This is a genomic window from Lentzea sp. JNUCC 0626 (assembly GCF_043632865.1).
GTDB lineage: Bacteria > Actinomycetota > Actinomycetes > Mycobacteriales > Pseudonocardiaceae > Lentzea.
The window spans coordinates 2,810,132-2,832,598 of sequence record NZ_CP171635.1 but is presented as its reverse complement, the minus strand read 5'-3'; the positions used below and the strand labels follow the sequence as shown (position 1 = coordinate 2,832,598).

General features: G+C 69.0%; 17 protein-coding genes. 5 read left to right on the top strand and 12 right to left on the bottom strand.

What is annotated here, in order from left to right:
- Nucleotides 1–64 precede the first annotated feature (64 nt).
- Entirely contained in the window at nt 65–670 is a 606-nt protein-coding gene (locus JNUCC0626_RS12640) for a dihydrofolate reductase family protein (RefSeq protein ID WP_394619909.1), read from the bottom strand.
- A gap of 74 nt (nt 671–744) precedes the next feature.
- On the opposite strand from JNUCC0626_RS12640, the gene JNUCC0626_RS12635 reads away from it, so the two are divergent.
- Nucleotides 745–1,614: a LysR family transcriptional regulator gene (locus JNUCC0626_RS12635; protein WP_394619908.1), complete on the top strand. Its 870-nt coding sequence runs from the start codon at nt 745–747 to the stop codon at nt 1,612–1,614.
- On the opposite strand, the gene JNUCC0626_RS12630 is transcribed toward JNUCC0626_RS12635, so the two are convergent.
- Both JNUCC0626_RS12630 and JNUCC0626_RS12625 read right to left on the bottom strand, forming a co-directional pair.
- Entirely contained in the window at nt 1,598–2,146 is a 549-nt protein-coding gene (locus JNUCC0626_RS12630) for a DUF1062 domain-containing protein (RefSeq protein ID WP_394619907.1), read from the bottom strand. The two genes, JNUCC0626_RS12635 and JNUCC0626_RS12630, sit on opposite strands and share 17 nt — an antisense overlap.
- A gap of 290 nt (nt 2,147–2,436) precedes the next feature.
- Nucleotides 2,437–4,365 (bottom strand): FAD-dependent oxidoreductase, encoded by a 1,929-nt coding sequence (locus JNUCC0626_RS12625; protein ID WP_394619906.1) that lies wholly within the window; start codon nt 4,363–4,365, stop codon nt 2,437–2,439.
- 224 nt (nt 4,366–4,589) lie between these two features.
- On the opposite strand from JNUCC0626_RS12625, the gene JNUCC0626_RS12620 reads away from it, so the two are divergent.
- On the top strand, nt 4,590–6,203 hold the full coding sequence (locus JNUCC0626_RS12620) for a GMC oxidoreductase (RefSeq protein ID WP_394622025.1): 1,614 nt from the start codon (nt 4,590–4,592) through the stop codon (nt 6,201–6,203).
- 19 nt (nt 6,204–6,222) lie between these two features.
- Here JNUCC0626_RS12620 and JNUCC0626_RS12615 read toward each other — a convergent pair whose 3' ends face one another.
- The 5 genes from JNUCC0626_RS12615 to JNUCC0626_RS12595 all read right to left on the bottom strand — a co-directional run bounded on the left by JNUCC0626_RS12615 (nt 6,223) and on the right by JNUCC0626_RS12595 (nt 13,807).
- The gene (locus JNUCC0626_RS12615) at nt 6,223–6,702 is read right to left on the bottom strand and encodes a carboxymuconolactone decarboxylase family protein (RefSeq protein ID WP_394619905.1); all 480 of its coding nucleotides are present in this window, start codon (nt 6,700–6,702) and stop codon (nt 6,223–6,225) included.
- Complete coding sequence (locus JNUCC0626_RS12610; RefSeq protein ID WP_394619904.1) at nt 6,699–7,778, bottom strand: NAD(P)H-dependent amine dehydrogenase family protein; 1,080 nt, start codon at nt 7,776–7,778, stop codon at nt 6,699–6,701. Before JNUCC0626_RS12610 ends, JNUCC0626_RS12615 begins: the two co-directional genes overlap by 4 nt.
- 43 nt (nt 7,779–7,821) lie before the next feature.
- Entirely contained in the window at nt 7,822–9,480 is a 1,659-nt protein-coding gene (locus JNUCC0626_RS12605; RefSeq protein ID WP_394619903.1) for a discoidin domain-containing protein, read from the bottom strand.
- An 80-nt stretch (nt 9,481–9,560) separates the two neighbouring features.
- Complete coding sequence (locus JNUCC0626_RS12600) at nt 9,561–12,578, bottom strand: GH92 family glycosyl hydrolase (protein WP_394619902.1); 3,018 nt, start codon at nt 12,576–12,578, stop codon at nt 9,561–9,563.
- A 56-nt stretch (nt 12,579–12,634) separates the two neighbouring features.
- Nucleotides 12,635–13,807, bottom strand: a complete 1,173-nt coding sequence (locus JNUCC0626_RS12595) for an ROK family transcriptional regulator (protein WP_394619901.1) — start codon at nt 13,805–13,807, stop codon at nt 12,635–12,637.
- 145 nt (nt 13,808–13,952) lie between these two features.
- Here JNUCC0626_RS12595 and JNUCC0626_RS12590 point away from each other — a divergent pair, with 145 nt between their 5' ends.
- Nucleotides 13,953–17,969 carry a glycoside hydrolase family 3 C-terminal domain-containing protein gene (locus tag JNUCC0626_RS12590; RefSeq protein ID WP_394619900.1) on the top strand — a complete coding sequence of 1,339 codons (4,017 nt, stop codon included), beginning with the start codon at nt 13,953–13,955 and terminating at the stop codon, nt 17,967–17,969.
- A 2-nt stretch (nt 17,970–17,971) separates the two neighbouring features.
- Here JNUCC0626_RS12590 and JNUCC0626_RS12585 read toward each other — a convergent pair whose 3' ends face one another.
- Nucleotides 17,972–18,202 (bottom strand): hypothetical protein, encoded by a 231-nt coding sequence (locus JNUCC0626_RS12585; RefSeq protein ID WP_394619899.1) that lies wholly within the window; start codon nt 18,200–18,202, stop codon nt 17,972–17,974.
- A 143-nt stretch (nt 18,203–18,345) separates the two neighbouring features.
- Here JNUCC0626_RS12585 and JNUCC0626_RS12580 point away from each other — a divergent pair, with 143 nt between their 5' ends.
- Together JNUCC0626_RS12580 and JNUCC0626_RS12575 are read left to right on the top strand one after the other, a co-directional pair.
- Nucleotides 18,346–18,576, top strand: a complete 231-nt coding sequence (locus tag JNUCC0626_RS12580) for a hypothetical protein (RefSeq protein ID WP_394619898.1) — start codon at nt 18,346–18,348, stop codon at nt 18,574–18,576.
- A complete protein-coding gene (locus JNUCC0626_RS12575) occupies nt 18,573–18,776 on the top strand; it encodes a cold-shock protein (RefSeq protein WP_394619897.1) in 204 nt (67 codons plus the stop codon). Before JNUCC0626_RS12580 ends, JNUCC0626_RS12575 begins: the two co-directional genes overlap by 4 nt.
- 1 nt (nt 18,777) lies before the next feature.
- Here the strand turns inward: JNUCC0626_RS12575 and dinB are convergent, their stop codons facing one another.
- The 3 genes from dinB to JNUCC0626_RS12560 are packed head-to-tail and all read right to left on the bottom strand — an operon-like array spanning nt 18,778 to nt 22,276.
- Complete coding sequence (gene dinB / locus JNUCC0626_RS12570) at nt 18,778–19,968, bottom strand: DNA polymerase IV (RefSeq protein ID WP_394619896.1); 1,191 nt, start codon at nt 19,966–19,968, stop codon at nt 18,778–18,780.
- A gap of 37 nt (nt 19,969–20,005) precedes the next feature.
- Nucleotides 20,006–20,968 carry a serine hydrolase domain-containing protein gene (locus JNUCC0626_RS12565; RefSeq protein WP_394619895.1) on the bottom strand — a complete coding sequence of 321 codons (963 nt, stop codon included), beginning with the start codon at nt 20,966–20,968 and terminating at the stop codon, nt 20,006–20,008.
- Nucleotides 20,969–20,977: 9 nt separating this feature from the next.
- Complete coding sequence (locus JNUCC0626_RS12560; protein ID WP_394619894.1) at nt 20,978–22,276, bottom strand: MFS transporter; 1,299 nt, start codon at nt 22,274–22,276, stop codon at nt 20,978–20,980.
- Between the last annotated feature and the right edge of the window lie 191 nt (nt 22,277–22,467).

Genomic DNA, 22,467 nt, shown 5'->3' with positions numbered 1-22,467 from the left:
AGGTGTTCAGGAACGTGAACACCTCTCACCCTGGCGTGACGATGTGGAGCGATCAAGAGGCCAGTCAGCGCAGAACCTTGTACGTCACATGCGTGAACGCGTCGCCGGACCGCGACGACGTCTGTTCCAGCCGCAGCCCGGGAACGCCGTCGAACAACCGCGTCCCGGCGCCGAGCGTGACCGGCACGATCCGCAGCCGCAGCTCGTCGATCAGCCCCAGCGTCAGGTACTGGTTGATCGTCGACGCGCCGCCGTGGATGGAGATGTTGCCGTCCCCGGCCGTCTCTTGGGCGAGTTCGAACGCCTTCGAGGGCCCGTCCGTGACGAAGTGGAACGTCGTGCCGCCCTCCATCGGCTGGGGTTCGCGCGCGTGATGGGTCAGCACGAACACCGGCGCGTGGTACGGCGGGTTCGGCCCCCACCAGCCGTTCCACTCGCGATCCCACTCGCCGCGGACCGGGCCGAACATGTTGCGCCCCATGATGAACGCCTTCGTCTCGGCGAGACGGTCCATCTGCCACTTCATCTCTTCGGCGTCCTCGACCCACGCGTGCAGCACGCTGCCCCAGCCGTCGCCGCCGTCGTCGCCGAACGGGCGGTCCTCGGCCTGGCCGACTCCCGCCGAGTAGCCGTCGAGGGAGATCGAGAGATCGCACGTCACCTTGGTCATGCACCCAGCCTGGCCCGCGAGATCCATGACGTCCAATGCCAAAACGAGGCCCGAAGCATTGATAGCCTTGATGAATGCTCAGCCTCGTGCACCTCAAGGTGCTGGCGGCGGTGGCTCGGTACGGCTCGGTGACCGAGGCCGCCCAACAACTCCACTACTCGCAACCGTCGGTGAGCCACCACCTGGCGCGACTCGAAGCGGCCACGGGCGTCAAGCTCGTGCAACGGGTCGGCCGCGGCATCCGCCTCACCCCGGAAGGCCTGCTGCTCGCGAACCGCGCGGCCGAGATCGTCGGCAGGGTCGACGCCGCCACCGCGGAACTCGCCGCCCACGCCGGACTCCAGGCGGGCCGGGTGCGGGTCGCCGCCAACGCCTCCACGGCCGCGACGATCGTTCCGCGCGCGGCGGTGACACTGGCCGAGCAGCACCCCGGGCTCGAACTCAGCCTCTTCGAACGGCATCCGGTCGAGTCCCTGGAACTGCTGCGGCACGGCGAGATCGAGATCGCCGTCGTCTTCCGGCACCCCGGCGAACCGAGGCCGGACGGCTTCCGGTTCGTCCACCTCGGCGACGACCCGATCTACCTGATCAGCAAGCAGGCCGACGACAGTCTCGTGAACCACCACGACTCGCGGTGGATCGGCGGCTGCGACGCCTGCCAGGCCGAGCTGGAGACGGTGTGCCGCAGCGAGGACTTCGCCCCGCGGATCGCCTCCCACAGCGACGACATGGTGGTGGTGCAGGCCTTGGTCGCGGCCGGAGCAGGCGTCGCGATCCTCGCCGGACTGGGGTTGCAGGCGCACCGCAGGCAGGACGTCGAGGCGTCCGAACTCGTCGGCTTCCACCGGGAGATCCACGCCGTGACGTACGGCGACCCGCCCGATCCTCCGGGCGTGGCCGCCGTACTCACGGCACTTCAGGGTTCGTTCAGCGCTTCAGGGTGAAGGTGAAGTCGCCGGTGACCCTGCCGGTCAACCGGATTCCCGACACCACCCTGCCCTCGGCGACGAGCCGTTCGACCTCACCCCGCGTCAGCCCGCACGCGTCCGCGATCAGCCGCGCCGGACGGACCGGGATACGAGCCTCGAACCGGACCTCGACGTCGATCACGTCCTGGTCGAGGTGATCCGAGCCGCCGGTGTCGAGCCGCCACGCGCCCTCCCAGTCGAGGGAGATGTGGTTGCGGCGCTGCAGCACCGGGTCCTGCAACAACTCGGGCACGAGCGTGAGGTCGTTGACGTGCAGGCGTTCCAGCAACGCCGGTCGCACGGTCCGCACGTGCGCCCGTTCGAAGATCGTGAGCTTGGCCGTGTCCCCGCAGCCCTCGCAGAGCACGAGGAGCCAGGCGTCGAGGACCTTGTGGTTGGCGTTGACCCGGAACTTGCCGCTCGGCCGGAACCGGTCGGAAGAGCAGATGTGGCAACGCCGGCGGACAGCAGGAAGACAGGTGGGCACGACGGCCCAGGTGATGAGCACAGGAGGACACCGTTCGGTGAGAAATCCGCAGCAAAGGGAGCACCCCGCTCAGTGAGCGGCGCGCAACGAAGACCAGCGCTTGGGAGAACTCACGCGATGTACAACGGCACGTCCTAGTGGTGTGGCTCGGAACGTCGCCGGGGGAATGCGCGGTCAGACGGGTGCATCGTGGTGCCGCCCCCACGTCCTCGTACTGGTGGTACGGGGGCGTGGGGGCGGTGCCGCGAGGTGCCCCGCTGAGCGTGGATTACCTCGCCGATGTTCCGAGACGCGCCACTAGCCTCGACGACTCAGTCGGGCAGGAACGTAACGGCCTGAGGCGGCACCATTCCACTCAATTTCGGCAGGGTCGCTGACCCGAGTGCGCTCTCCAGCTGCTCCCACCGCGTCACGAGGTCGGAGAGCATCAGCATCAGCACGTCGGGGAACGCGTACAGGAAGCTCTGATAGCGGTAGTGGTCGAGGTAGAACACCAGCACGTCGTCGGTCAACGCCGTCACGGACGTGGTGCGGGCGTTGAAGAACATGTCGTAGTGGCCGAGCAGCGCGCCCCGGCCGAGCACCGCCCGTTCGTAGATCCCGCCGAAGTCGATCTCGACCCGTCCGGACGCCACCAGGAACACGCCGTGCGCCTCGTCGTCCTCGTGGAACAACGTGTCGCCGGTCGCGTACGGGATCTCGTCGAACATCGACGCGAGCGTCTCCAGTTCGGCGTCGGCCAGGGCGGCGAACAGCCGCACGCCGTGGGGATCGACGCTCTCCCGCAGGCACGCCACCCGCTCGGTGAGCTCGGGTTCGGTGATGTGGTTCATCCGCATCCGCACGAACCGCAGCATCCGGTCGGTGTTGCGCGACTGCGCCCGCGACTTCCCGGCGCTCGGCGGCGTGTAGAGCTCGGAGTGGCCGCTGATCCGGGCGGCCTCGCGCAACCCGCTCTCGTACGCGCTGTGCACGCAGCCCCAGTGGTACGGATTCGTGCCCTCACCGGCGAAGTGGACGTCACCGACCGGTTCGGCGAGCGTCGCGATGTCCTTCGACGACGAGCCGACACCGATGCAGGTGTAGGAACCCAGCGAGTACGGATCTGACGACCAGGCCGTACGCGAGATGCTGGCCGGTGCCGGCGTGTCGTCACCGAAGAGGTCCCGGACGACCGAGGTGGCGTACGAGGCAACGTCCTCTGTGGACCACGTCTCCGCCTCACGGCCGAGCGAGGCGCCGAGCAGCATCACCAGAATCGGCTTGCCGTGCGACTTCCACATGCTGATCACGACGGTGGGGTAGCAGTCGGTGTCGCGGCACAGGTAGCCGAAGACGTACTGCTCACGTGGCCAGAACGGTTCGTCGTAGTGCAGCGCGATCTTGTTGAGCGTGCCGTAACCGAGCCGGGCGATCGCGGACCGCTTGGCCTCGGGCAACGGCGGCACGAATTCGACCGCGCCCGCCTTCAGCACCCCGAGCGGCAGCGTCACCAGCACCTTGTCGGCTTCGAACACGCCCCGGTCCGTGGTCACCCGCCCGGCCTCGACGCGGGTGACCACGTGTCCCAGCCGGACGTCGAGACCGTCGGCCAGAGCGTCCACAACGGACTGGTAGCCGTGGTGCAACGTGCTGTCGCCGTGGCCGTAGACGAGGTAGCCGTCTTCCCAGTGCTGCAACGAGAGCTTGTCCGGATCCTCCGCCGCGTCCTCGCGCAGGATCACGTTCAGGTGGTACCGCACGGCCTGTTCGTCCTCGGGCGACAGCCGGTGGTCGGCCAGGATCTCCTTCATCGCCTGTCCCAGCGGGACGTCCGGGTGCTCCGCCTTGCGGGCCACGGCGGCACGGCGTTCCAGCTCGTGCAGCACCTCGTCGGCCAGTTCCAGGGTCCGGCTCTTGTAGCGGTGGTTCACCGCCCGCCGGTCGCTGCCGAACAGGTCGAGGCTGTCGAACCCGCCGGTGTAGGCGCTGTCCCCGCCCACGTAGCTGTACGGGATGCCGAGATCCTCGACCAGTTCGGTGATCGGGTTGCCGTCCGTGCCGTGGATCCAGTGCGCGCCCAGGTCGACGCCGTGCTCGTCGGTCCAGATCCGGCCGCCGACCCGGTCACGCGCCTCCAGCACGGTGACCCGGTGTCCCAGGTCGCGCAACGCCCGCGCCGCCGTCAGTCCGGACACTCCCGCACCCACCACCAGGACGCTCGATCTCGCGTCCTCACCACCATCAGATACCGAGGGCATCGCTCGATTGTCGGGCAACCATCCGTGCCCGAACATTCCCGGATCGTGTGCTCGCGCTGGGCCGTCCGGGTTGTCCGCGAGCGTCCCGAAATTCGACGTCAGAGCCGCCACCAGCACTGCGCTCCCCGAGGGAACCGGGACTACCAGGTAGTGACTTGATCTACAAGCGCCGGTATAACTTGTTCTCATGCGCCCACAGTGAGGAAGATCACATGACCCACACAATGACGTGTGACAACGGTTTTGAAGGTCCTTCACGACGTTCGTTCATAGCTGGAACAGGTTCTATTCTTGGGGCAGTCGCCCTCGGGGGTGTCGCTCCGGTGGCACGGGCGGCGGCCTCGATCTCCGATGCGGCAGTCGTTCCCGCCCTGGTGATCGGCACCGGCTACGGCGGAAGTGTGACGGCCCTGCGGCTCGCCCAGGCCGGTGTCGACGTCCACATGGTCGAGATGGGCATGGCGTGGGACACCCCCGGCGCGGACGGGAAGATCTTCGCGAACACCACGACCCCGGATCAGCGGTCCTTCTGGTTGCGGACCAAGACGAAGCAACCGCTGAGCCACTTCCTGGGCTTCCCGATCGACAAGAACATCCCGAAGTACACCGGCATCCTCGACGCCGAGGAGTTCCCGGGCATCACCGTCTACCAGGGACGTGGCGTCGGCGGCGGTTCGCTCGTCAACGGCGGCATGGCCGTCACGCCCAAGCGGGAGAACTTCGCCGACGTCCTGCCGACGGTGAACGCCGACGAGATGTACAACACCTACTACCCGAGGGCGAACGCGGAACTCGGCGTCGGCCTGATCAGGGCGGCCTGGTTCGACTCGACCCCGGCCTACCAGTACGCGCGGGTCGGCCGGAAGCACGCCCAGCGGTCGAACTTCCCGTACGTCTTCGTGCCCACCGTGTACGACTGGAACTACATGGAGCAGGAAGCCGCCGGGACGGTGCCGAAGTCGGCACTGGCGGGGGAGATCCTGTTCGGCAACAACTACGGCAAGAAGTCGTTGCAGAAGACCTACCTCAGCAAGGTCAGGGCGACCGGCCGCGTCACCATCTCACCGCTGCACCGGGTCATCGACGTCCGGCCCGCGACCGGCGGCTACAAGGTCACCATGGAGCAGCTCAACACCACCGGTGACGTGGTCACCGTCAAGGAGGTCACCGCGGCGAAGGTGTTCTTCGCGGCCGGCAGCGTCGGCACCAGCAAGCTCCTGGTCAAGTTCAAGGCGACGGGCGCGTTGCCGAACCTGAACGGCGAGGTCGGCAAGGGCTGGGGCGACAACGGCAACGTCATGTGCGGCCGCGCGAACCACATGTGGGACGCGACCGGCACGCTGCAGTCGTCCATTCCGACCCTGGGCATCGACAACTGGGCCGCGGGCGGTGCCTTCGCCGAGGTGGCGCCGCTGCCGACCGGGATCGAGACCTACGCGTCGTTCTACCTGTCGATCACGAAGACGCCGAACCGCGGCACGTTCACCTGGAACGCCGCCGCGGGCAAGGCCGAGCTGAACTGGCAGACGGCGTGGAAGGAGGTCTCGATCAACGCCGCGAAGTCCATCTTCGACAAGATCAACTCGAAGGAGGGGACGATCTACCGGACCGACCTCTTCGGCGTGTACAAGATCTGGGGCGACCACCTGACGTACCACCCGCTGGGCGGCGCGATCCTCGGCAAGGCGACCGACAACTACGGCCGCCTGCAGGGGTATCCGGGCCTGTACGTCATGGACGGGTCGTTGATTCCCGGCAGCACCGTGGTGAACCCGTTCGTCACGATCACGGCGCTGGCCGAGAGGAACATCGAGAAGATCATCGCCACCGACTTCTGATCCGTCCGCTGTGGACTGATCAGAACTTCGGCAGCACGCACATCGCGTCGAGGCCGAACACCCGGTTCAGCCTGCCGAACACGAGCCAGGCCCCGACGCTCATCGTGAGTTCGACGATCTCCACCTGCGTGTAGTGCTGGGTCATCCGGGCCCAGAACTCGTCGTCGAGACCGTGGTGATCCAGTGCGTACCGCTCGGCGTACTCCGCGGCCAGCTTCGCCCGGTCGTCCAGAGCGTCGGCGGTGCGCCACTGGCTCACCGCCTCGAGGAACTCCTCCTCGACCTTCACGCCGTCGCGTTCGGTGCGGAAGTCGAGGCAGAACATGCAGCCGTTGATCTGCGCGATCCGCAGCCGCGCCGCCTCGAACTCGCGCAGCCCCAGCGTGGTGTGCTGGTACACGGCGAGCGAGAGGGTCGCGGCGGCCATGCCGATGCCCGGCACGAGTTCGCCCCACACGTACCCGATGGGGTCCTTGCCCTCGGGGATGTCGATGTTCACGCCCTGCCCCTTCCGAGTTTGCCGGCGACCGGCCGCAACGGGACGTCGAGCGCGTCGTACAGGCCGGGTTCCTGGTCGGCGAGCCAGTCGATGGCGTTCACGATCCGGCCCACGGCCGTGGCGTTGCCACCAGCGGACCGGTTCTCGCCCTCGTCGACCGCCTCGACCGACACCTCGATGCGCGGCTGTCCCTCGATGATCACCTTGTGCGCGCCGTCGCCGGACGGCGGCATCGGCCAGTCCGTGGCGCACGAGGCGTGGATGCGGGTGACGTGCTCGATCACGATCAACGGCTCGCCGCCGACGATGCCCTGCACCTCGAACCGGATCGCGCCCTGCGTGCCCTTCTCGAACTCGCCCATGGTCCGCGTCGTGACCGTCTCGTCCAGCGCGCGCCGGTCGACGGTCTCGCGGATCTCGTCGATCTCGACGCCCAAAGCCCGTGCCATCAACCGGATCTGCCCGCCCCAGATCATGGTCGGCACGGTCGGCATGATCATCGGCGCCTGGTAGTCGAGCGGCTGCCCGAACCCGATCAGCCACCGCACCGCGTCGGGCTGGTCGTAGGTCGAGTAGTCGAAGATCTCCTGGCAGCGCACCGCGTCGATGGTGTGCCCGAGCCCGCTGACGATCAACGGGAACACGTCGTTGCCCCAGCCCGGGTCGACCCCGGACACGAACAACGACCCGCCGCCGTCCTTGATCGCCGCTAGAACTGGTTCTCGCAACTCCGGTGGCGCGCTGCGAGGGTCGTAGAGCGCGTACAGCGAGGGCGTCACGACGACCGCGCCCGCCCTGATCGCCTTGGTGATGTCGGCGAGGGCCTCTTCCGGGCGGATGTCGCCGGACGCCGCGTACACGACCGCGCGCGGACTCGCCGCGAGCACCGCGTCGATGTCCGTGGTGGCCGCGACTCCCAGTTCGGTGCCCAGTCCAGCGAGGTCACCCGCGTCCCGGCCGGCCTTCTCCGGGTTGTGCACGATCACGGCCGTCAGCTTCAACGCCGGATGGGCCTCGACGGCGCGAATCGCGCTGCGGCCCACGTTCCCTGTGCCCCACACCACCGTGGCGATCATGCGGGTAGCGTAACTAGAACACGTTTCAGTTTTCAAGGGTCCATCAGGTGTAGAGCTTCAGTCCCGCGAGTTGGCCCGCCGGCCAGCCCGTGTTGCCGGTGAACGTGAGCCGCACGTACCTGACCTGCGTGCCTGGCAACGTGGCCGTCGCGGAGTTGCCGGTGGCGGGGTCGAAGACGTACCCGGTCTGGGACACGAGCGGGCTGAACTGCTGGCCGTTCGTGCTGCCCTCGATGGTCACGGTCTGCGTGCGCCTGCCCCACGCGGGGTTCGGTGGGAGCGCGAGCACGGCCCGTTTCAAGGCGGCCGCCGTGCCGAGGTCGACCTGGAGCCACTGCGGGAACGCGTTGTTCGCGCTCTCCCAGTACGAGTGCGGGTCGCTGTCGACGGCGAACCCGCTGCCGTAGTGCTGGGTCTGCGAGCTTTGCGTCGTCGGGCGCCCGGCGGCCAGGTCGACGTCCGGCGTGGGCGGTCCGCCGATCCACGGCTGGGTGGGCCTGATCGCGGTCAGGGCGATCTGACCCTTGAGCATCCGGCCGCCGTCGCCGGTGAGGCGCATGTAGTAGTCGGCCGAGCACCGGGTGCCGTCCTCGTCCAGCGCGAGGTACCCGGACCCGGCGGGCACGTCCGCCTGCGTCTCCGCGGTCTTGCAGATCTGGTTGCCCTCGTTGAACTCGTCGAACATCGAGATGTAGATGCCCTGCGCGCCCAGACGGACCATGTTGTAGAACTGCCGCCACATGAAGTCGCCGTGCAACCGTTGCCGCGAGCCGACATCACCCGGCAGCACGCACGGCTGGTAGTCGATCCCACGCGCGTCGCACTCGGCCTGGTCGGGCGAGTTCACGTTGGTGTAGAAGCGATCCGAGTCCGCCGGCGTGCCGATCCGGCCGACCATCCACGGCGAGATCATGTCGAAGCTGCGGTAGACGGTGCCGAAGCCCTGCCGCGAGTCCTCGATCTCCAGCCGCCAGTGCGTCGGCACGCCGCCGATCACGTAGCAGCCGCGCGCCTTGAACCAGTTGATCACGTCCTGGCAGGGTTCCGGCGCGAACGGGCGGCCGGGGTCGTTGAAGCCGAAGCCCCAGATGCAGACGACGGGCTTGCCGTTCTGCCGCGCGTACGCGGGGGAGGAGGTGTACGCGGACATCTTGTTCAGCCAGTCGGTCTTGATCTCCGACTGCATGTTCGTCCAGTTCGTGACGTCGTACATGATGTAGAACTTGCGGCCGGTCGCCTCGGCGGCGGGCCGGACGTGCGCGGTGACGGCGTCGCGGATCGGGCCCTCGCCGCCGGTCGGGTTGAACCGCTGCAACGCCGCCGTGTCGATGTTGTTGTCGCGCATCCACTGGAAGTGCACGTCGACGGTCTGGCGGTCGTAGTTGGAGAACAGCGTCGCGGGCCGTCCGTCGTTCAGGTTGGCGAACGCGGTCTGGTACGTGCGCGCGTAGTCGCGGACGTCCGGCCAGGCGACGATCGAGCTGGTGGGAGGCGCGGGCGGCTGGCTCCAGTTGTTGTTCCAGTGCCACCAGCCGTCGATGGGGGAGTTGTCTCCCCGGCAGGCGAACCAGCCCTGGTACCCGACGGTGACCTTGCCGACGACGTCGCCGGGTGGGCTGGCCGCCCGCGCCGGGGCCTGCAGGACCCCCAGCGCGGGAACGGCGAGCGCGGTGCTGAGCAGTGTTCGGCGTGACAGGGACATCGCGAACTCCTTTGTCGGCGATTCGACTCCAGAGTGCAAGATGTGAACAGGATCACGCAAGAATTTGACGAACCGGAACTTTAGTCGCCGGGACAGAGGTGGATGGGAAGGACCGTGCCGCCGGAGACCGCCACCTGGACCTTGCCGATCACGAAGCCTGGGCCGGTGGAGAGCCGGAAGTCGGAGGCGGCGTTCTGCCGGTTGCCGAACCCGGCGTCGGGCAGTGTGAACGTCGCCTGCTTCCACGTGCCGGTGCCCGTGTTGGTCACCGACGCGCTGCCCTTGTAGGCCTCGGTCGCCGAGTCGTACTGCGCGTTCCAACTGCTCGTGCCCTGGTCGAGGTAGTCGACGGTGATCGTCGCGGTGTGCGCTGATCCCGGTGGGACGAGGTCGTCGGTGACGGCGAAGTACAGGTACGGGCTGAGGGTCTTGCGGCCGCCCTCGACCGGTTCGCTGCGACCGTCGTCGTTGTCCCGGCGCTGCAGGCCGCACTCGGTGTCGGTGGCGGCGAGCGTCACGCACGTCGTGGCCCTGCCGTCGGCTGCCGCGACCGTGACGGTGATCGTGCCGCCGGGCAGGGCGCCGTCGTTGAAGCTGATCGGCACCGGGTGGTAGCCGGACGGCGTGTCCGCGGCGACGGCGATGGTGACCTGCTGGGTCTGCCGTCCGTTGAGCACGCCCGACGACGGGGTGACGGTGATGCCCGGCGGTGGCTTGGCAGTCCAGCGCACCACGTCGGCGCGGCCGTCGGTGTCGACCGTGCCGACGGTGGCGGGGAACGACGTGCCCTGCTTCGCGACGACCTGGCCGGTAGGGCTGGTGTAGCCGATCGCGCCCTTCTGACCCTCCTGATAGGACGGTGGCGGTGCGTTCGTCGCCCACGAGCGGTTCGGTTGCGCGGACAGGTCGAAGTCGAGCGTGCCGCCGTTGGTCAGGATCGAGGACGGTAGGGCGGTGTTGTTCCAGGTCCGGCCGTTGAGCGTGAGTTTCTGGACGTACGGCTTGTCGACGGCGGCAGACGGGGCGTTGATCGTGATCTGCCGGCCGTTGGCCAGGTGGATCACGGCCTTCTGGAACAACGGGCTGGCGAGCGCGAGGTCGGTCGTGCCGGGCGTGACGGGGTACGCGCCGAGCGCGGCCCACACGTACCAGGATGACTGCGCGCCGAGGTCGTCGTTGCCCGGTTCGCCGTTCGGGGTGGCCGAGAAGAGCTGTGTCTGGATGCGGCGCACGACCTCCTGGGTCTTCCACGGCCGGCCGGTGTAGTCGTAGAGCCACGGCGTCGCGAAGTCGACCTCGTTGCCCGACCACTGGTACGGCACGTTCGGACCGGCGTTGAGCTGCTGGAAGAACATGTCGGCGCGCTGGTTGACGGCGTCGCGGCCGCCCATCGCGGTGATCAGGCTCGCCATGTTCTGCGGGACGAAGTAGTTGTACTGCGCGGCGTTGCCCTCGTCGAAGCCGTCCTGCCCGAACTGGCCGGGCTTCGGCGGCACGAACCCGGGACCCGCCGGGAACGCCCCGGTGCTGTCCTTGGGCCGCAGGTAGCCGGTGCCGCCGTCGAAGACGTTCTGCCAGTTCTGCCCACGGGTCGAGTACGTGCGGGCTACGTCGGGCTTGCCCAGAGCTTGTGCGAACCGGGAGATCGCGAAGTCGTCGACCGCGTACTCCAGCGTCTGCGACCCGCCGAGCCGCACGTGCCCCTGCTCGGACCTGTCGTTCGGCACGTACCCGAACTTCTGGTAGTCCACCACGCCCTGCCGTTGCTGGTAGGGGAAGCCCGGCGGGGCGGGCGTGGTCGCGCCCTTCAGCATGTACCGCAACGCTGTCGCGGTGTCGAAGTTCCGCGCGCCGAACGCGTGCAGCGACGCGAGGAACGGAGTGGCGTTGTCACCGCTCATCACGCCGGACTCGGAGTTCATCACCGGCCACTTGGGCAGCCAGCCGAACTGCTCGGCGTCGTTGACCAGCGACTGGGCCAGGTCGCTCGCGATGTCCGGGCGCAGCAACGCCTGCAGCGCGGCGAGGCAGCGGTAGGTGTCCCAGAGCGAGAAGTTGGCGTACTGGACCTTCTGCGGAGCGCGGACGGTGTGGATCTGGTTGTCGAAGCCGATGTACCGGCCGTCGACGTCGCTGAACGTCGTCGGGTACAGCAGCGAGTGGTAGAGCGCGGTGTAGAACGTCCGCAGGTGCTCGGGTGTGCCGCCACCGACCTGGATGCGCGACAGGTTGTCGTGCCAGAGCTTCTTCGCCGCGGCCTTGATCGGGGCGAGGTCCCAGCCGGGGATCTCGGTGCGCATGTTGTTCCGCGCGCCCTCGGTCCCGACGAACGAGAGCGCGACCTTGGCCTTCACGGTCTGGTTCGTGCGCGTGTCGAACGTCAGGTAGCCGCCGGAGCGCGGGCCGGACACGTCGAGGGTGCCGGGTGTGACGGTCGTGCCGTCCCAGCTGCCGACCGTCGTGAAAGGACGGTCGAACTCCAGCGCGAAGTGGACGGTGTAGCTGTGCTGCTTGCCGCAGAAGTCACCGGTGGTCGCGGACCCGACCACGGTGCGGTCGCCGGTGGCGCGCAGGGACGCGGCCTTGTTGCCGTTGAGGCTCGCGCCCGCCTTGATCAGGACGCGGGCCTGGTCGGTCGCGGGGAAGGTGTAGGAGGACAGCCCGGTGCGGGTCGCGGACGTCATGTCGACGCGGACGTTCGAGTCGGCCAGCGTGACCGCGTACTCGCCGGCCTTCGCCGTCTCGGTGCTGTGCGAGAAGGTTTCCGTGCGGTTCCACGGCGTCGTCCCGACGTCGCCGACGAGGGGCAGGATCGGGACGTCGCCGTACTGGGTGCAGCCGACCGAGGCGTGCGTCAGGCTGAAGCCTCTGATCTTGTCGCTGTCGTAGTGGTACCCGGCGTACGCGCCGGGGGTGTCCGGGCTCCACTGCAGCATGCCGAACGGCACGGCGGGGCCGGGGAAGTTGTTGATCTGGCCGACCGACTCGCCGCCGCTGCCCGTGCCGATCATCGGGTCGACGTGCGAAACCGGGTCCGTGACCAGGGAAACGGCCGTTGCGGGTGGTGTGGTGACACCGAGGACCAGCAGGGCTGCCACCACGCTCCGTGATAAGACAGTTGCACAGCGCATGAACTTTGACTATCGGTTTTTGATCAAACCTTGTCAATAGTCAGCAGGTTGGGTGCCTCGGCGAGCACGAGCGCCGCCGCGCCTCTCGCGCTCGCGCTGTCGCCGAGTGCGCTGCCGACGACCTGGAGTTCGCCGTGCAGGTCGCCCAGCGAGTTGCGGCGCAACGCCTGGCGGATCGGCTCGAACAGCACTGCGCCCGCCGCCGCGAGCTCGCCGCCGACGACCACGAGCTGGGGGTTGAGCGTCATGACCGTCATGGCGAGCGTCCGGCCGACGGCCTCGCCCGCGTCCTCGACCGCACGGACGGCGCCCCGGTCCTTCGCGTCGAGCAACGCCATCAGCTCGGTGTTGGTGACCGTCCGGACCCAGCTCCGGGACAGCAACCGGGCGACGGCGGCCGGGCTCGCGATCGTCTCGAGGCAGCCGCGGTTGCCGCACCGGCACACCTCGCCGCGCGGGTCGACGGAGATGTGCCCGAGCTCGCCGACCAGGCCGTCGTGGCCGAGCAGCATCCGCCCGTCGCACACCACCCCGGCGCCGATGCCCGCCGAGAGCCGCAGGTAGACCACGTCGTCGCAGTGCCGGGCCACGCCGTAGCGGCGTTCGGCGACGACGCACGCGTTGGCGTCGTTGACGACCAGGGTGCGCAGGCCGGTCCGGCCGGTGAGCATCTCCGCCGGTTTCGCGCCTGCCCACGCGGGCATGATCCCCTCGGCGCGCAGCATGCCGGTGCGCCGGTCGACCGGGCAGGCGATGCCGACGCCCAGTCCCAGCACGGATCTTCGCTCGATCTCGGAGTCCTCCAGCGCCGCCTCGACCAGTCCGGCGGCGGTGGCGACGGCGTGCTCGGCCGAGCTGTCGACGTCGAGTTCCACGGTGTCGTCCCAGACCGGGGTGCCGGCCAGGTCGGCGAGGACCAGCCGGGCGTGGTCGTGGCCGAGGTCGAGTCCGAACGCGTACCCGGCCTCCGGCACGAGCGAGACGACCTGAGGCGGCCGGCCGAGACGGGTCGCCGCCGAGCTCTGCTCCCGCACGAGCCCCTCGCGGGCCAGGTCGGCGACGAGCGAACTGATGGTCGCCCTGGACAAGCCGGTGTGCCGCAACAGATCTCCGCGCGAGACCTCGCCGATCTCGCTCAACGCCTGGAGAACGCGCAGGCGGCCGAGGCGCCGCAGGTTGGCCGGAGTCGCTGACACAGATCAACTCTAGTCGTTGACTTCTTCCGACTTTGAGCGAAAGTTTGTACCGGAACTCGCGCAAATTCTTGACTTGTGTCCGCGTTCGGCGGAACCGTGAACTCTGCGTTACGAAGGCTCACTCCGGTCCTGGCGGAGGCCCCCCATGTCGCGTCGCTTGCTGCCCTTTTTCGTTGCCGCGCTTGCCTTTTCCGGCGGAGTCGTGGCGTCGCTCCCGGCCGTCGCGGCCGCGGAGACACCGATCTACCGCGACACCTGGTACACGTTCGCGGAGAGAGCGGCGGACCTGGTGGCGCGCATGACGTTGCCGGAGAAGGTGCGGCAGCTGCACACCAACAACGCCCCGGCGATCCCGCGTCTCGGCGTGCAGCAGTACACGTACTGGAGCGAGGGCCAGCACGGCATCAACCGGCTCGGCGGCGACGCGGGCGGCGGTGGCCAGGGTTCCGTGGACAACGTGAAGGCCACGAGCTTCCCGGTGAACTTCGCCGCCGCGATGTCGTGGGACCCCGCCCTGATCCACGCGGAGACGACCGCGATCTCCGACGAGGCCAGGGGATTCCTCGACAAGTCGTTGTTCGGCAACGCCCAGAACAACATCGGCCCGGACGTGAACGAGTACGGCGACCTGACGTACTGGGCGCCGACCGTGAACATGGACCGCGACCCGCGCTGGGGCCGCACCGACGAGGGCTTCGGCGAGGACCCGCACCTGGTCACGAAGATGGCCGGGGCGTTCGTCAACGGCTACCAGGGCAACACGATCGACGGCGTCGCCACGACCCCGTACCTCAAGGTGTCCGCGACCCTGAAGCACTACGCGCTCAACAACGTCGAGGACGACCGGCTCTCCGGCAACTCCGCGACCACCGAGGCCGACCTGCGGCAGTACTACCTCAAGCAGTTCCAGAACCTGATCGAGCACGACCACGCCAGCGGCCTCATGACGTCGTACAACTCGATCAACGGCACGCCCGGCGCGGTGCACGGCTACCTCGTGAACCAGCTGGCGCAACGCACCTACGGCTTCGACGGCTACTCGGTGTCGGACTGCGACGCGATCGCGACCGTCTGGCAGCCGCCGCCCACCGGTCACCTCTGGGCGGCGCCGGGCTGGCGTTCCGCGATCGAGGGTGCGCAGGTCGTGTGGACCCAGACGTCCACGGGCCGCAAGATCCCGGCCGCGGCGGGCGCGCTGGCGTGGGGACTCCGGGCCGGGACGCAGCTCAACTGCGAGGGCGCCAACGCGACGCTCGCCAACGTCCAGGCGGCGATCGACGCCGGCATCCTGTCCGAGGGCGTGCTGGACGCGTCCCTGGTGCGGGTGTTCACGATGCGGATGGCCACCGGGGAGTTCGACCCGGCCGACCGGGTGGCATATACGAAGATCACCAAGTCGGTGCTGGAGAGCCCGGCGAACCAGGCGCTCGCCACCAAGGTCGCCGACAACTCGTTGGTGTTGTTGAAGAATCAAGGTGTGTTGCCGGCCGACCCGGCGCGGACCTCGCGCGTGGTGGTGCTCGGCGACCTGGCGGGCAAGGTCACGCTCGGCGGGTACAGCGGCAAGCCCACCCACACGGTCAACGCCGTGCAGGGAATCCAGGCCGCGCTGCCCGGTGCGTCGGTGCTCTTCGACGCGGCTTCGACGTCCACCTCCGCCACCGGCCCGGCCGTGCTGTCGGAAGCGACGAAGGCAGCCGTGCGCGCGGCTGATCTGGTCGTGGTGTTCGCGGGCACGGACATGGAGGTCGCCCGGGAGGGCAAGGACCGGCCGACCATCGCCATGCCGGGCAACTACACGTCGTTGATCGACCAGGTGTCGGCGTTGGGGAACCCGCGCACGGTGCTGGCGATCCAGGCGATGGGGCCGGTGACGTTCGACCAGGCCAAGATGCCCGCAGTGGTGTTCAGCGGCTACAACGGCCAGAGCCAGGGCACGGCGCTCGCCAACGTGCTGTTCGGCGGGCAGAACCCGGACGGGCACCTCAACTTCACCTGGTACCGCGACGACTCGCAGCTCCCGCCGATGCAGAACTACCGCCTCAACGCGGCGGGCACGGGTGGACTCGGCCGCACCTATCAGTACTTCACCGGCACGCCGACCTTTCCGTTCGGCTACGGCCTGAGCTACAGCACCTTCCGCTTCGCGAACGCGACGGTCGACCGCACCTCGGCCTCGCCGAACGACACCGTGAACGTCAGCCTCGACGTCACGAACACCGGCTCCCGGGCGGGCACGACGGTCGCCCAGGTCTACGTCGCGACGCCGGGCGCCGGCACCGGTGACGTGCCGCGGCAACGACTCGCGGCGTTCCGGAAGACCGGTCTCCTGCAGCCCGGTGCGACGCAACGGGTCGTGCTGCCGGTGAAGGTCCGCGACCTCGCCCAGTGGGACACGCCGGGCAAGCGCGAGACGGTCCCGGCGGGCACCTACCAGTTCCGGCTCGGCACGGACGCCGCCACGATCGCCTCGCGGTTCGACGTCCGGGTCAGCGGAACCGTGACGCCACAGGTGAAGCACGTGACCGTCCAGCCGGAGGCCGTCGTCCACAAGCCCGGACAGACGTTCGACCTCAAGGCCAGGAACCGCTGGCTCGCCACCGACACGAACGTCACCGCGGACCGGGTGGTCGAGGCCGTCAACGACGACCAGACCTTTGTGGACCTCAATCGCGCACAGATCTCCTACCGCAGCAGCAATCCCGCCGTGGCCTCGGTCGACGCGCAGGGGATCGTGCGGGCGATCAAGGACGGCGCCGCGACCATCACCGCGACCGTGAACGGAGTCTCGGGCTCGGCGCCGATCATCGTCAGCGGCACGCTGACCAGCGCCGTTCCGTCGATCCTGGCATCCGGCACGACCGGTGTCGCGTCCACGACGTTCACCAACGGCAGCGCGGCGGACGTGCGCGGGCTGACCGTCGCGATCACCACCCCGAACGGCTGGACCGCCACCCCGACGACCCCGACGACGTTCGACCGCGTCCCGGCCGGTGCGTCGGTCACGGTGCGCTGGAACGTCACCGGCACCGCGACGCCCGGTTCGTACCAGCTCGGCTTCACCGCGACCTCGGCGTTCGGCACGTTCACCTCGGACGGCACGGTCAAGGTGCCCTACGGCTCGGTTCAGTCAGCTTTCAACAACACCGGCATCTCCAACGACAACCAGCCCGTCCAGGGCGCATTCGACGGCAGCGGCCTGAACTACTCGGCCCAGGCACTCGCCGCCTCCGGTCTCGCCCCGGGACAGGTGATCGTCGGCGGCATCGGCTTCACCTGGCCGCAGCCGAACGTCCCGAACAACGTCGTGGCAGGCGGCCAGGTCGTGCCGGTGAACGGCAACGGCAGGCTGCTCGGCTTCCTGGGTTCCAGCGCGTTCGGCAGCACCTCGGCCCCCGGCACGATCGTCTACGCCGACGGCAGCACGCAGAGCTACTCGCTGTCGTTCGCCGACTGGTGGTCCGGCAACGCCCTGCCCGGCACGTCGATCGCCGCCACCACGCCGTACCTCAACGTCGGTCCCACCAGCACCCGCCAGGACCAGCGCGTGCACGTCTACCTGGCGTGGGCGCCACTCGACCCGGCCAAGACCGTGAAGTACGTGGTGCTGCCGGACATCGCGCAGTCCCAGGTGCCGAACAACCCTGCGATGCACCTCTTCGCCGTCGGCATCGGCAGTTCGACGGACGCGATCGTCGGCGCGGACCTCGGCAACACGGACGTCCCGCACGGCGCGTGGATCAAGGACGGCGACGACGGCCGGACCGTGCCGGTCACCGTCGGCGGCCGAACCGGCCGCACGACAACGGGTTCCGCGTCGCCGTTCATGTACTTCGACATCGACGACAGCATCGTGCCCGGCGGCAGCTACCAGGCCGCCGCGCACGTGACGTACTTCGACCGCGGCACCGCGACCTGGAACATCCAGTACGACTCGTACGGCAACGTGGGCAACAACGCCTACCGCGACTCGGCGTTCGTCACGAACACCGGTAGCGAGACGTGGAAGACGGCCGTGATCCCGTTGCCGGAGGCGGCTTTGCTCAGCCGTCAGAACAACCACTCCGACCTGCGGCTGCAGATCGGCACGAACGGGCAGGCGATCGGTCAGGTGAAGTTCGTCGTGGGCGGCGGCGACGTCGTGCCCATCCACCTGATGTGACGTCAGCGGCTCGACGGCGGGAACCGCCCGTCCTGGCTGCCGAGCGCCACCAGGTCGGTGTACTGGTCCTGCCACGACCCCTCGGTCGCGAGCAGGTCGGCGAGCCGCTGCACCCAGCCGTCGTCCACGGTGTGCGCGGAACCCGCCGCGAGGTGGCGGGCGGTCTCCGCCCGCGCCTTGAGCCATTCGGACAACGTCGGTTCGAGTGCGGGCCCACCTGCGTCTTCTGGCATGCGCCGACCGTACGCCGTGCGCGTGACCTGCGCCGGTGCGCTACTGTGGCGGCAGTCGGGGTACCAGGTGTCGGCAACCAGCCGCCGCGGTCCCCGATCCCCGTCCGGTCCGGCGTTCTCCGGCCGGAGACAGGAGCGCCGGCTTGCAGCCGGAACGCCAGGACTCCTTTTCTCCTCTTCGATCTCAGCGGCCCGCGAGTGGTTTCGCGCAGGCGCGTCAGGCGGCCGAACTGGCCGAATCCCACCAGCAGCGCCAGGCAGCCCGGCGCGTCGCGGAACGTTCGCGCGACGCCGGCGACTGCCGTGACCTGCTGTCCATGCTCGGCCTGGCGAACCTGCCGGCGTCCACCGGCTCAGAAGGAGCACGCGCGTGACTCGAGGAACTGTCAAGTGGTTCAACGGAACCAAGGGTTTCGGCTTCATCGCACCGGAAAGCGGCGGGCCTGACCTGTTCCTGCACCACTCCGAGGTGCGGGACTACGACTCCGGGGGCATCCCGGACAACCAGCCGGTGGAGTTCGAGATCGGCGAGGGTCCGAAGGGACCGCAAGCGCTCTCCGTGCGAGTGCTCTGAGTCAGTCTGGCAGCAACGGCACGGAGATCCCCGGATCCCGGCCGATCAGCGCCGCCCGCGTCACCGACCTCGACCCGAACCGGTCGCGCACGACGTCCAACGCGGCGTCGAGCGCGGCCGGTTTGCGTTCCTCGAACGGCAACACGAGCTGCATCGGGGTGTCGTTCTGCAGGTTGGTGAGCGACAGCCCCAGCAACGTGATGCCGCGATTCTCGATCATCGGCATCGCCCCGCTCAGCAACTCCCGCGCCGCCGCCAGCAACACCTCGGTCTCGGTCGTGGGATGCGGGATCGTGTGCGACCGGGTCGCGCGGCTGAAGTCCGCGAACCGCAACCGGAGGATCACCGTCCGGCACGCGCGCTCGGCCGTGCGCAACCGGCGCGAAATGCCGTCGATCAACGAGGCCAGGATCGCGTCCAGGTCGGCGCGCGTGCGTTCGCGACGGCCCAAAGCGCGTTGCGACCCGATCGACCGGCGCCGTCGTCCTGTGTGGACCGGACGCGGATCGTGGTTGTGCGCCAACGCGAACAGGTGCCGCCCCGCTGCCTTGCCGATCATCGACACCAGCGCGGTCTCGCCGAGCCGGGCCACCTCGCCGACCGTGCGCAGGCCCAGGCCGTGCAGCTTCGCGGCCGTCACGTCGCCGACGCCCCACAGCCGTTCGACGGGCAGCGGGTGCAGGAACTCCAGCTCGCCCTCGGCCGGCACGACCAGCAGCCCGTCCGGCTTGGCCACGCCGCTCGCGACCTTGGCGAGGAACTTCGTGCGCGCCACCCCGACCGTGATCGGCAGGCCGACCTCTGTCAGCACGGCCGCCCGCAGGCGTGCGGCGATCGCCTCCGGCGGCCCCGCGATCCGGCGCAGGCCACCGACGTCGAGGAATGCCTCGTCGATCGACAGGCCCTCGACCAGCGGTGTCGTGTCGCGGAACACCTCGAACACGGCCTTGCTCGCCGCCGAGTAGGCCGAGAACCGTGGCGGCACGACGATCGCGTGTGGACAGAGCCTGCGCGCCTGCGTCCCGCCCATCGCGGTGCGCACGCCGAACGCCTTGGCCTCGTAACTCGCGGCAAGCACCACCCCGCCACCCACGATCACCGGGCGTCCGCGCAGGTCAGGCGCGTCCCGCTGCTCGACCGACGCGTAGAACGCGTCCAGGTCGGCGTGCAGGATCGGGGTGCTCACGAACACATGTTCGCACCCGTCACCCGTTCAGAACAGTGCCCGCTCACGTGAGCGCGCGGGCGATCGGCCAGGCGCCGGGGGAGGTGTTGGACAGGACGGTGACCGTGCGGCCGGTGCGCGGGTCGTGCGTGGACTTGAACGACGCGCCCGCGTCGTACCCGGCGAGGATCACCTCGTCGCCGGTCTCGTGCAGCCAGAACCCGAGGCCGTACCGCAGCGACTCCTCCGGCACGTGGTGACGCGGAGCCGTCGCGGCCAAAAAGTCCGGACTCGCCGTCAGCGCGTGCCAGAACTTCGTCATGTCACCGGCGGTGGTGTGGATGCCGCCGTCGCCGTTCGCCACGACCGGCAGGTGGAAGACGTTCGTGCGGTCCGAGTCCTCCAGATAGCCGACGGCCGCGTCGCCCGGGAGTTCGTCGGAACGCAGGAAGTCCGTGCGGGTCATACCTGCGGGTGCGAGCACCCGTTCGCGGACGAGGTCGTGGTAGCCGCGGCCGCTGACCCGTTCGGCCAGCAGCGCGAGCACGACGAAGCCGCCGTTGCAGTAGCCGAACCGTTCGCCCGCCTTGAACTTCGTCGGGATGCCGTCGAGCAACGGCAGGAACGCCTCGGTCGTCGTCAGCACGTGGACGGCGCCGATGACGTAGTCGTTCGCCTCCCAGTCGCCTTCCTCGTCGAGGTAGTCGCCGATGCCCGAGGTGTGCGTCAGCAGGTGCTCGACCGTCACGTCGTCCGCGATCAACGGCAGGTCGCCGCCGAGCACAGACCGCGCAGTGGTGTCGAGCGACAGCAGGCCTTCGCGCACCAGTGAGAGCACGGCCAGGGCGGTGAAACCCTTGCCGCCACTCGCGATGCCGAACCGCGTGTCGACGGTGTTGGGCACGCCGTACGCGCGGTTGGCGAGCCCGTAGGCCTTCTCGAACTCGACCTTCCCGGCGTGGTCGACCCGCACCACGCCGGAGAAGTCCGTCTCCGCGGCGATCTCGTCGATCTGTGCCAACGACATCCGGGCAGGTTAGCCCCGCACGACCACCGGGTTGAAACTCATTTTCCGGTGCAGCGCGAGCGGTGCCAGCACGACGACCGCCGCGAGCAGGAAGCCGAGCCGGAACGAGCCGCCGGTCGTGAGCAACGCCGCCGCGACCTGCACGCCCAGCGCCGCCCCGATTGCCCGCGCGATCCCGCACGTCGCCGACGCCACGCCGGTGTCCTGCTCGCCGACCGCCGCGATCACCGAGGTGTAGGTGGCGGTGGACGCGATCCCGACGCCAAGCCCGAGCGTCACCAGCAGCCCCACCACGATCTGCCACGGCTTCTCGTGCCAGGCGGCCACGAACACCGTCCCGGCGGCGGTGAGCGCGAGCCCCGCGAGCAGCGCGACGCGTGTCCCGACCCGGCGCACGAACACGCCGGACAGCGGCCCGACCACGACCGCGACCAGCACGGTCGGGAAGAGGTACAGGCTGATCTCGCTCGCCGTCGCACCGAACCCGGTGAGCAGCTGCGGCACCAGGAAGTACGTCGCCGAGTAGCTCGCCCCGAGCGCCGCGGCCGTGACGCTCGCCGTCCACACCCCGCGCGTCCGGAGAATCCCCAGCTCCACCAACGGATGCGCGGACCGGCGTTCGACGGCGACCCAGCCGGCACCGAACCCCAACGCCACCACGAGCAGCACGACGGCGGTGAGAAGTGCCTGCGTCACCAGGTAAAGCGCCAGCATGAGAGTGGCGAGCGCCAACGCCAGCAGCACGCCGCCCTGCCAGTCCAGCCGAGTGCGCCGGACCGTCGCCGGGCGGGGCAGGAACAGGGGCGCGAGGAGTGCCGCGACCGCCACGGCGATCGCCGGCAACAGGAACATCCACTGCCGGGACAACGCGTCGGCGAGCGGTCCGGCGGCGAGCACGCCGAGTCCGGTGCCCACGGTGAACAGGCCGGTCAGCACGCCAACGGCCACCGGCGTCGAGTCGGGGAAGAGCTGCCGCGCCACGACGAACGACACGGGCAGCACACCACCTCCCAGCCCCTGCAGGAACTGGCCGAGCAGGATCACCGGGAACGTCGTCGCGAACGCCGACAGCACCGCCCCGGCGACGATGCACCAGGTCAGTACCAACAGGGTTCGGCGGCCGCCGCGATCGTCGGCGATCTTCGCGACGACCGGCATGGTGATGGCCGACGTGATGATCAACGTCGTGGACAGCAGCCCCGCCTGGGCGGGGTCGAGGCCGAGTTCGCGTTGCAGCAGCGGGAGAGCGGGGAACGGGATGCTCTCCAGCGCGCCGATCGTCACGGCCAACGCGGCTAATACCGCCATCGCGGGGCGGGTGTTCACAGTGGTCACGGCTGGTCTCCCTGGTCCGGGGGCCAGTAAAGCTACAACGTGTAGCGCAAAGCCGCCAGAGGCTTTGGCGACAACCTGTAGCGAATTGATGCCGGGGCCTCGCGGTCCGGTGCAAGCAACCGAACGCGCGGGCATCCCGTTTCGGGAAGTACCGGGTTGTGTTC

Coding starts and splice junctions, on each gene's coding strand:
- JNUCC0626_RS12565 (WP_394619895.1), bottom strand. CDS start 20,968: ATGTCGTTGGCACAGATCGACGAGATCGCCGCGGAGACGGACTTCTCC.
- JNUCC0626_RS12560 (WP_394619894.1), bottom strand. CDS start 22,276: ATGGCGGTATTAGCCGCGTTGGCCGTGACGATCGGCGCGCTGGAGAGC.
- JNUCC0626_RS12610 (WP_394619904.1), bottom strand. CDS start 7,778: ATGATCGCCACGGTGGTGTGGGGCACAGGGAACGTGGGCCGCAGCGCG.
- JNUCC0626_RS12625 (WP_394619906.1), bottom strand. CDS start 4,365: ATGCCCTCGGTATCTGATGGTGGTGAGGACGCGAGATCGAGCGTCCTG.
- JNUCC0626_RS12605 (WP_394619903.1), bottom strand. CDS start 9,480: ATGTCCCTGTCACGCCGAACACTGCTCAGCACCGCGCTCGCCGTTCCC.
- JNUCC0626_RS12635 (WP_394619908.1), top strand. CDS start 745: ATGCTCAGCCTCGTGCACCTCAAGGTGCTGGCGGCGGTGGCTCGGTAC.
- JNUCC0626_RS12640 (WP_394619909.1), bottom strand. CDS start 670: ATGACCAAGGTGACGTGCGATCTCTCGATCTCCCTCGACGGCTACTCG.
- JNUCC0626_RS12590 (WP_394619900.1), top strand. CDS start 13,953: ATGTCGCGTCGCTTGCTGCCCTTTTTCGTTGCCGCGCTTGCCTTTTCC.
- JNUCC0626_RS12585 (WP_394619899.1), bottom strand. CDS start 18,202: ATGCCAGAAGACGCAGGTGGGCCCGCACTCGAACCGACGTTGTCCGAA.
- JNUCC0626_RS12620 (WP_394622025.1), top strand. CDS start 4,590: ATGACGTGTGACAACGGTTTTGAAGGTCCTTCACGACGTTCGTTCATA.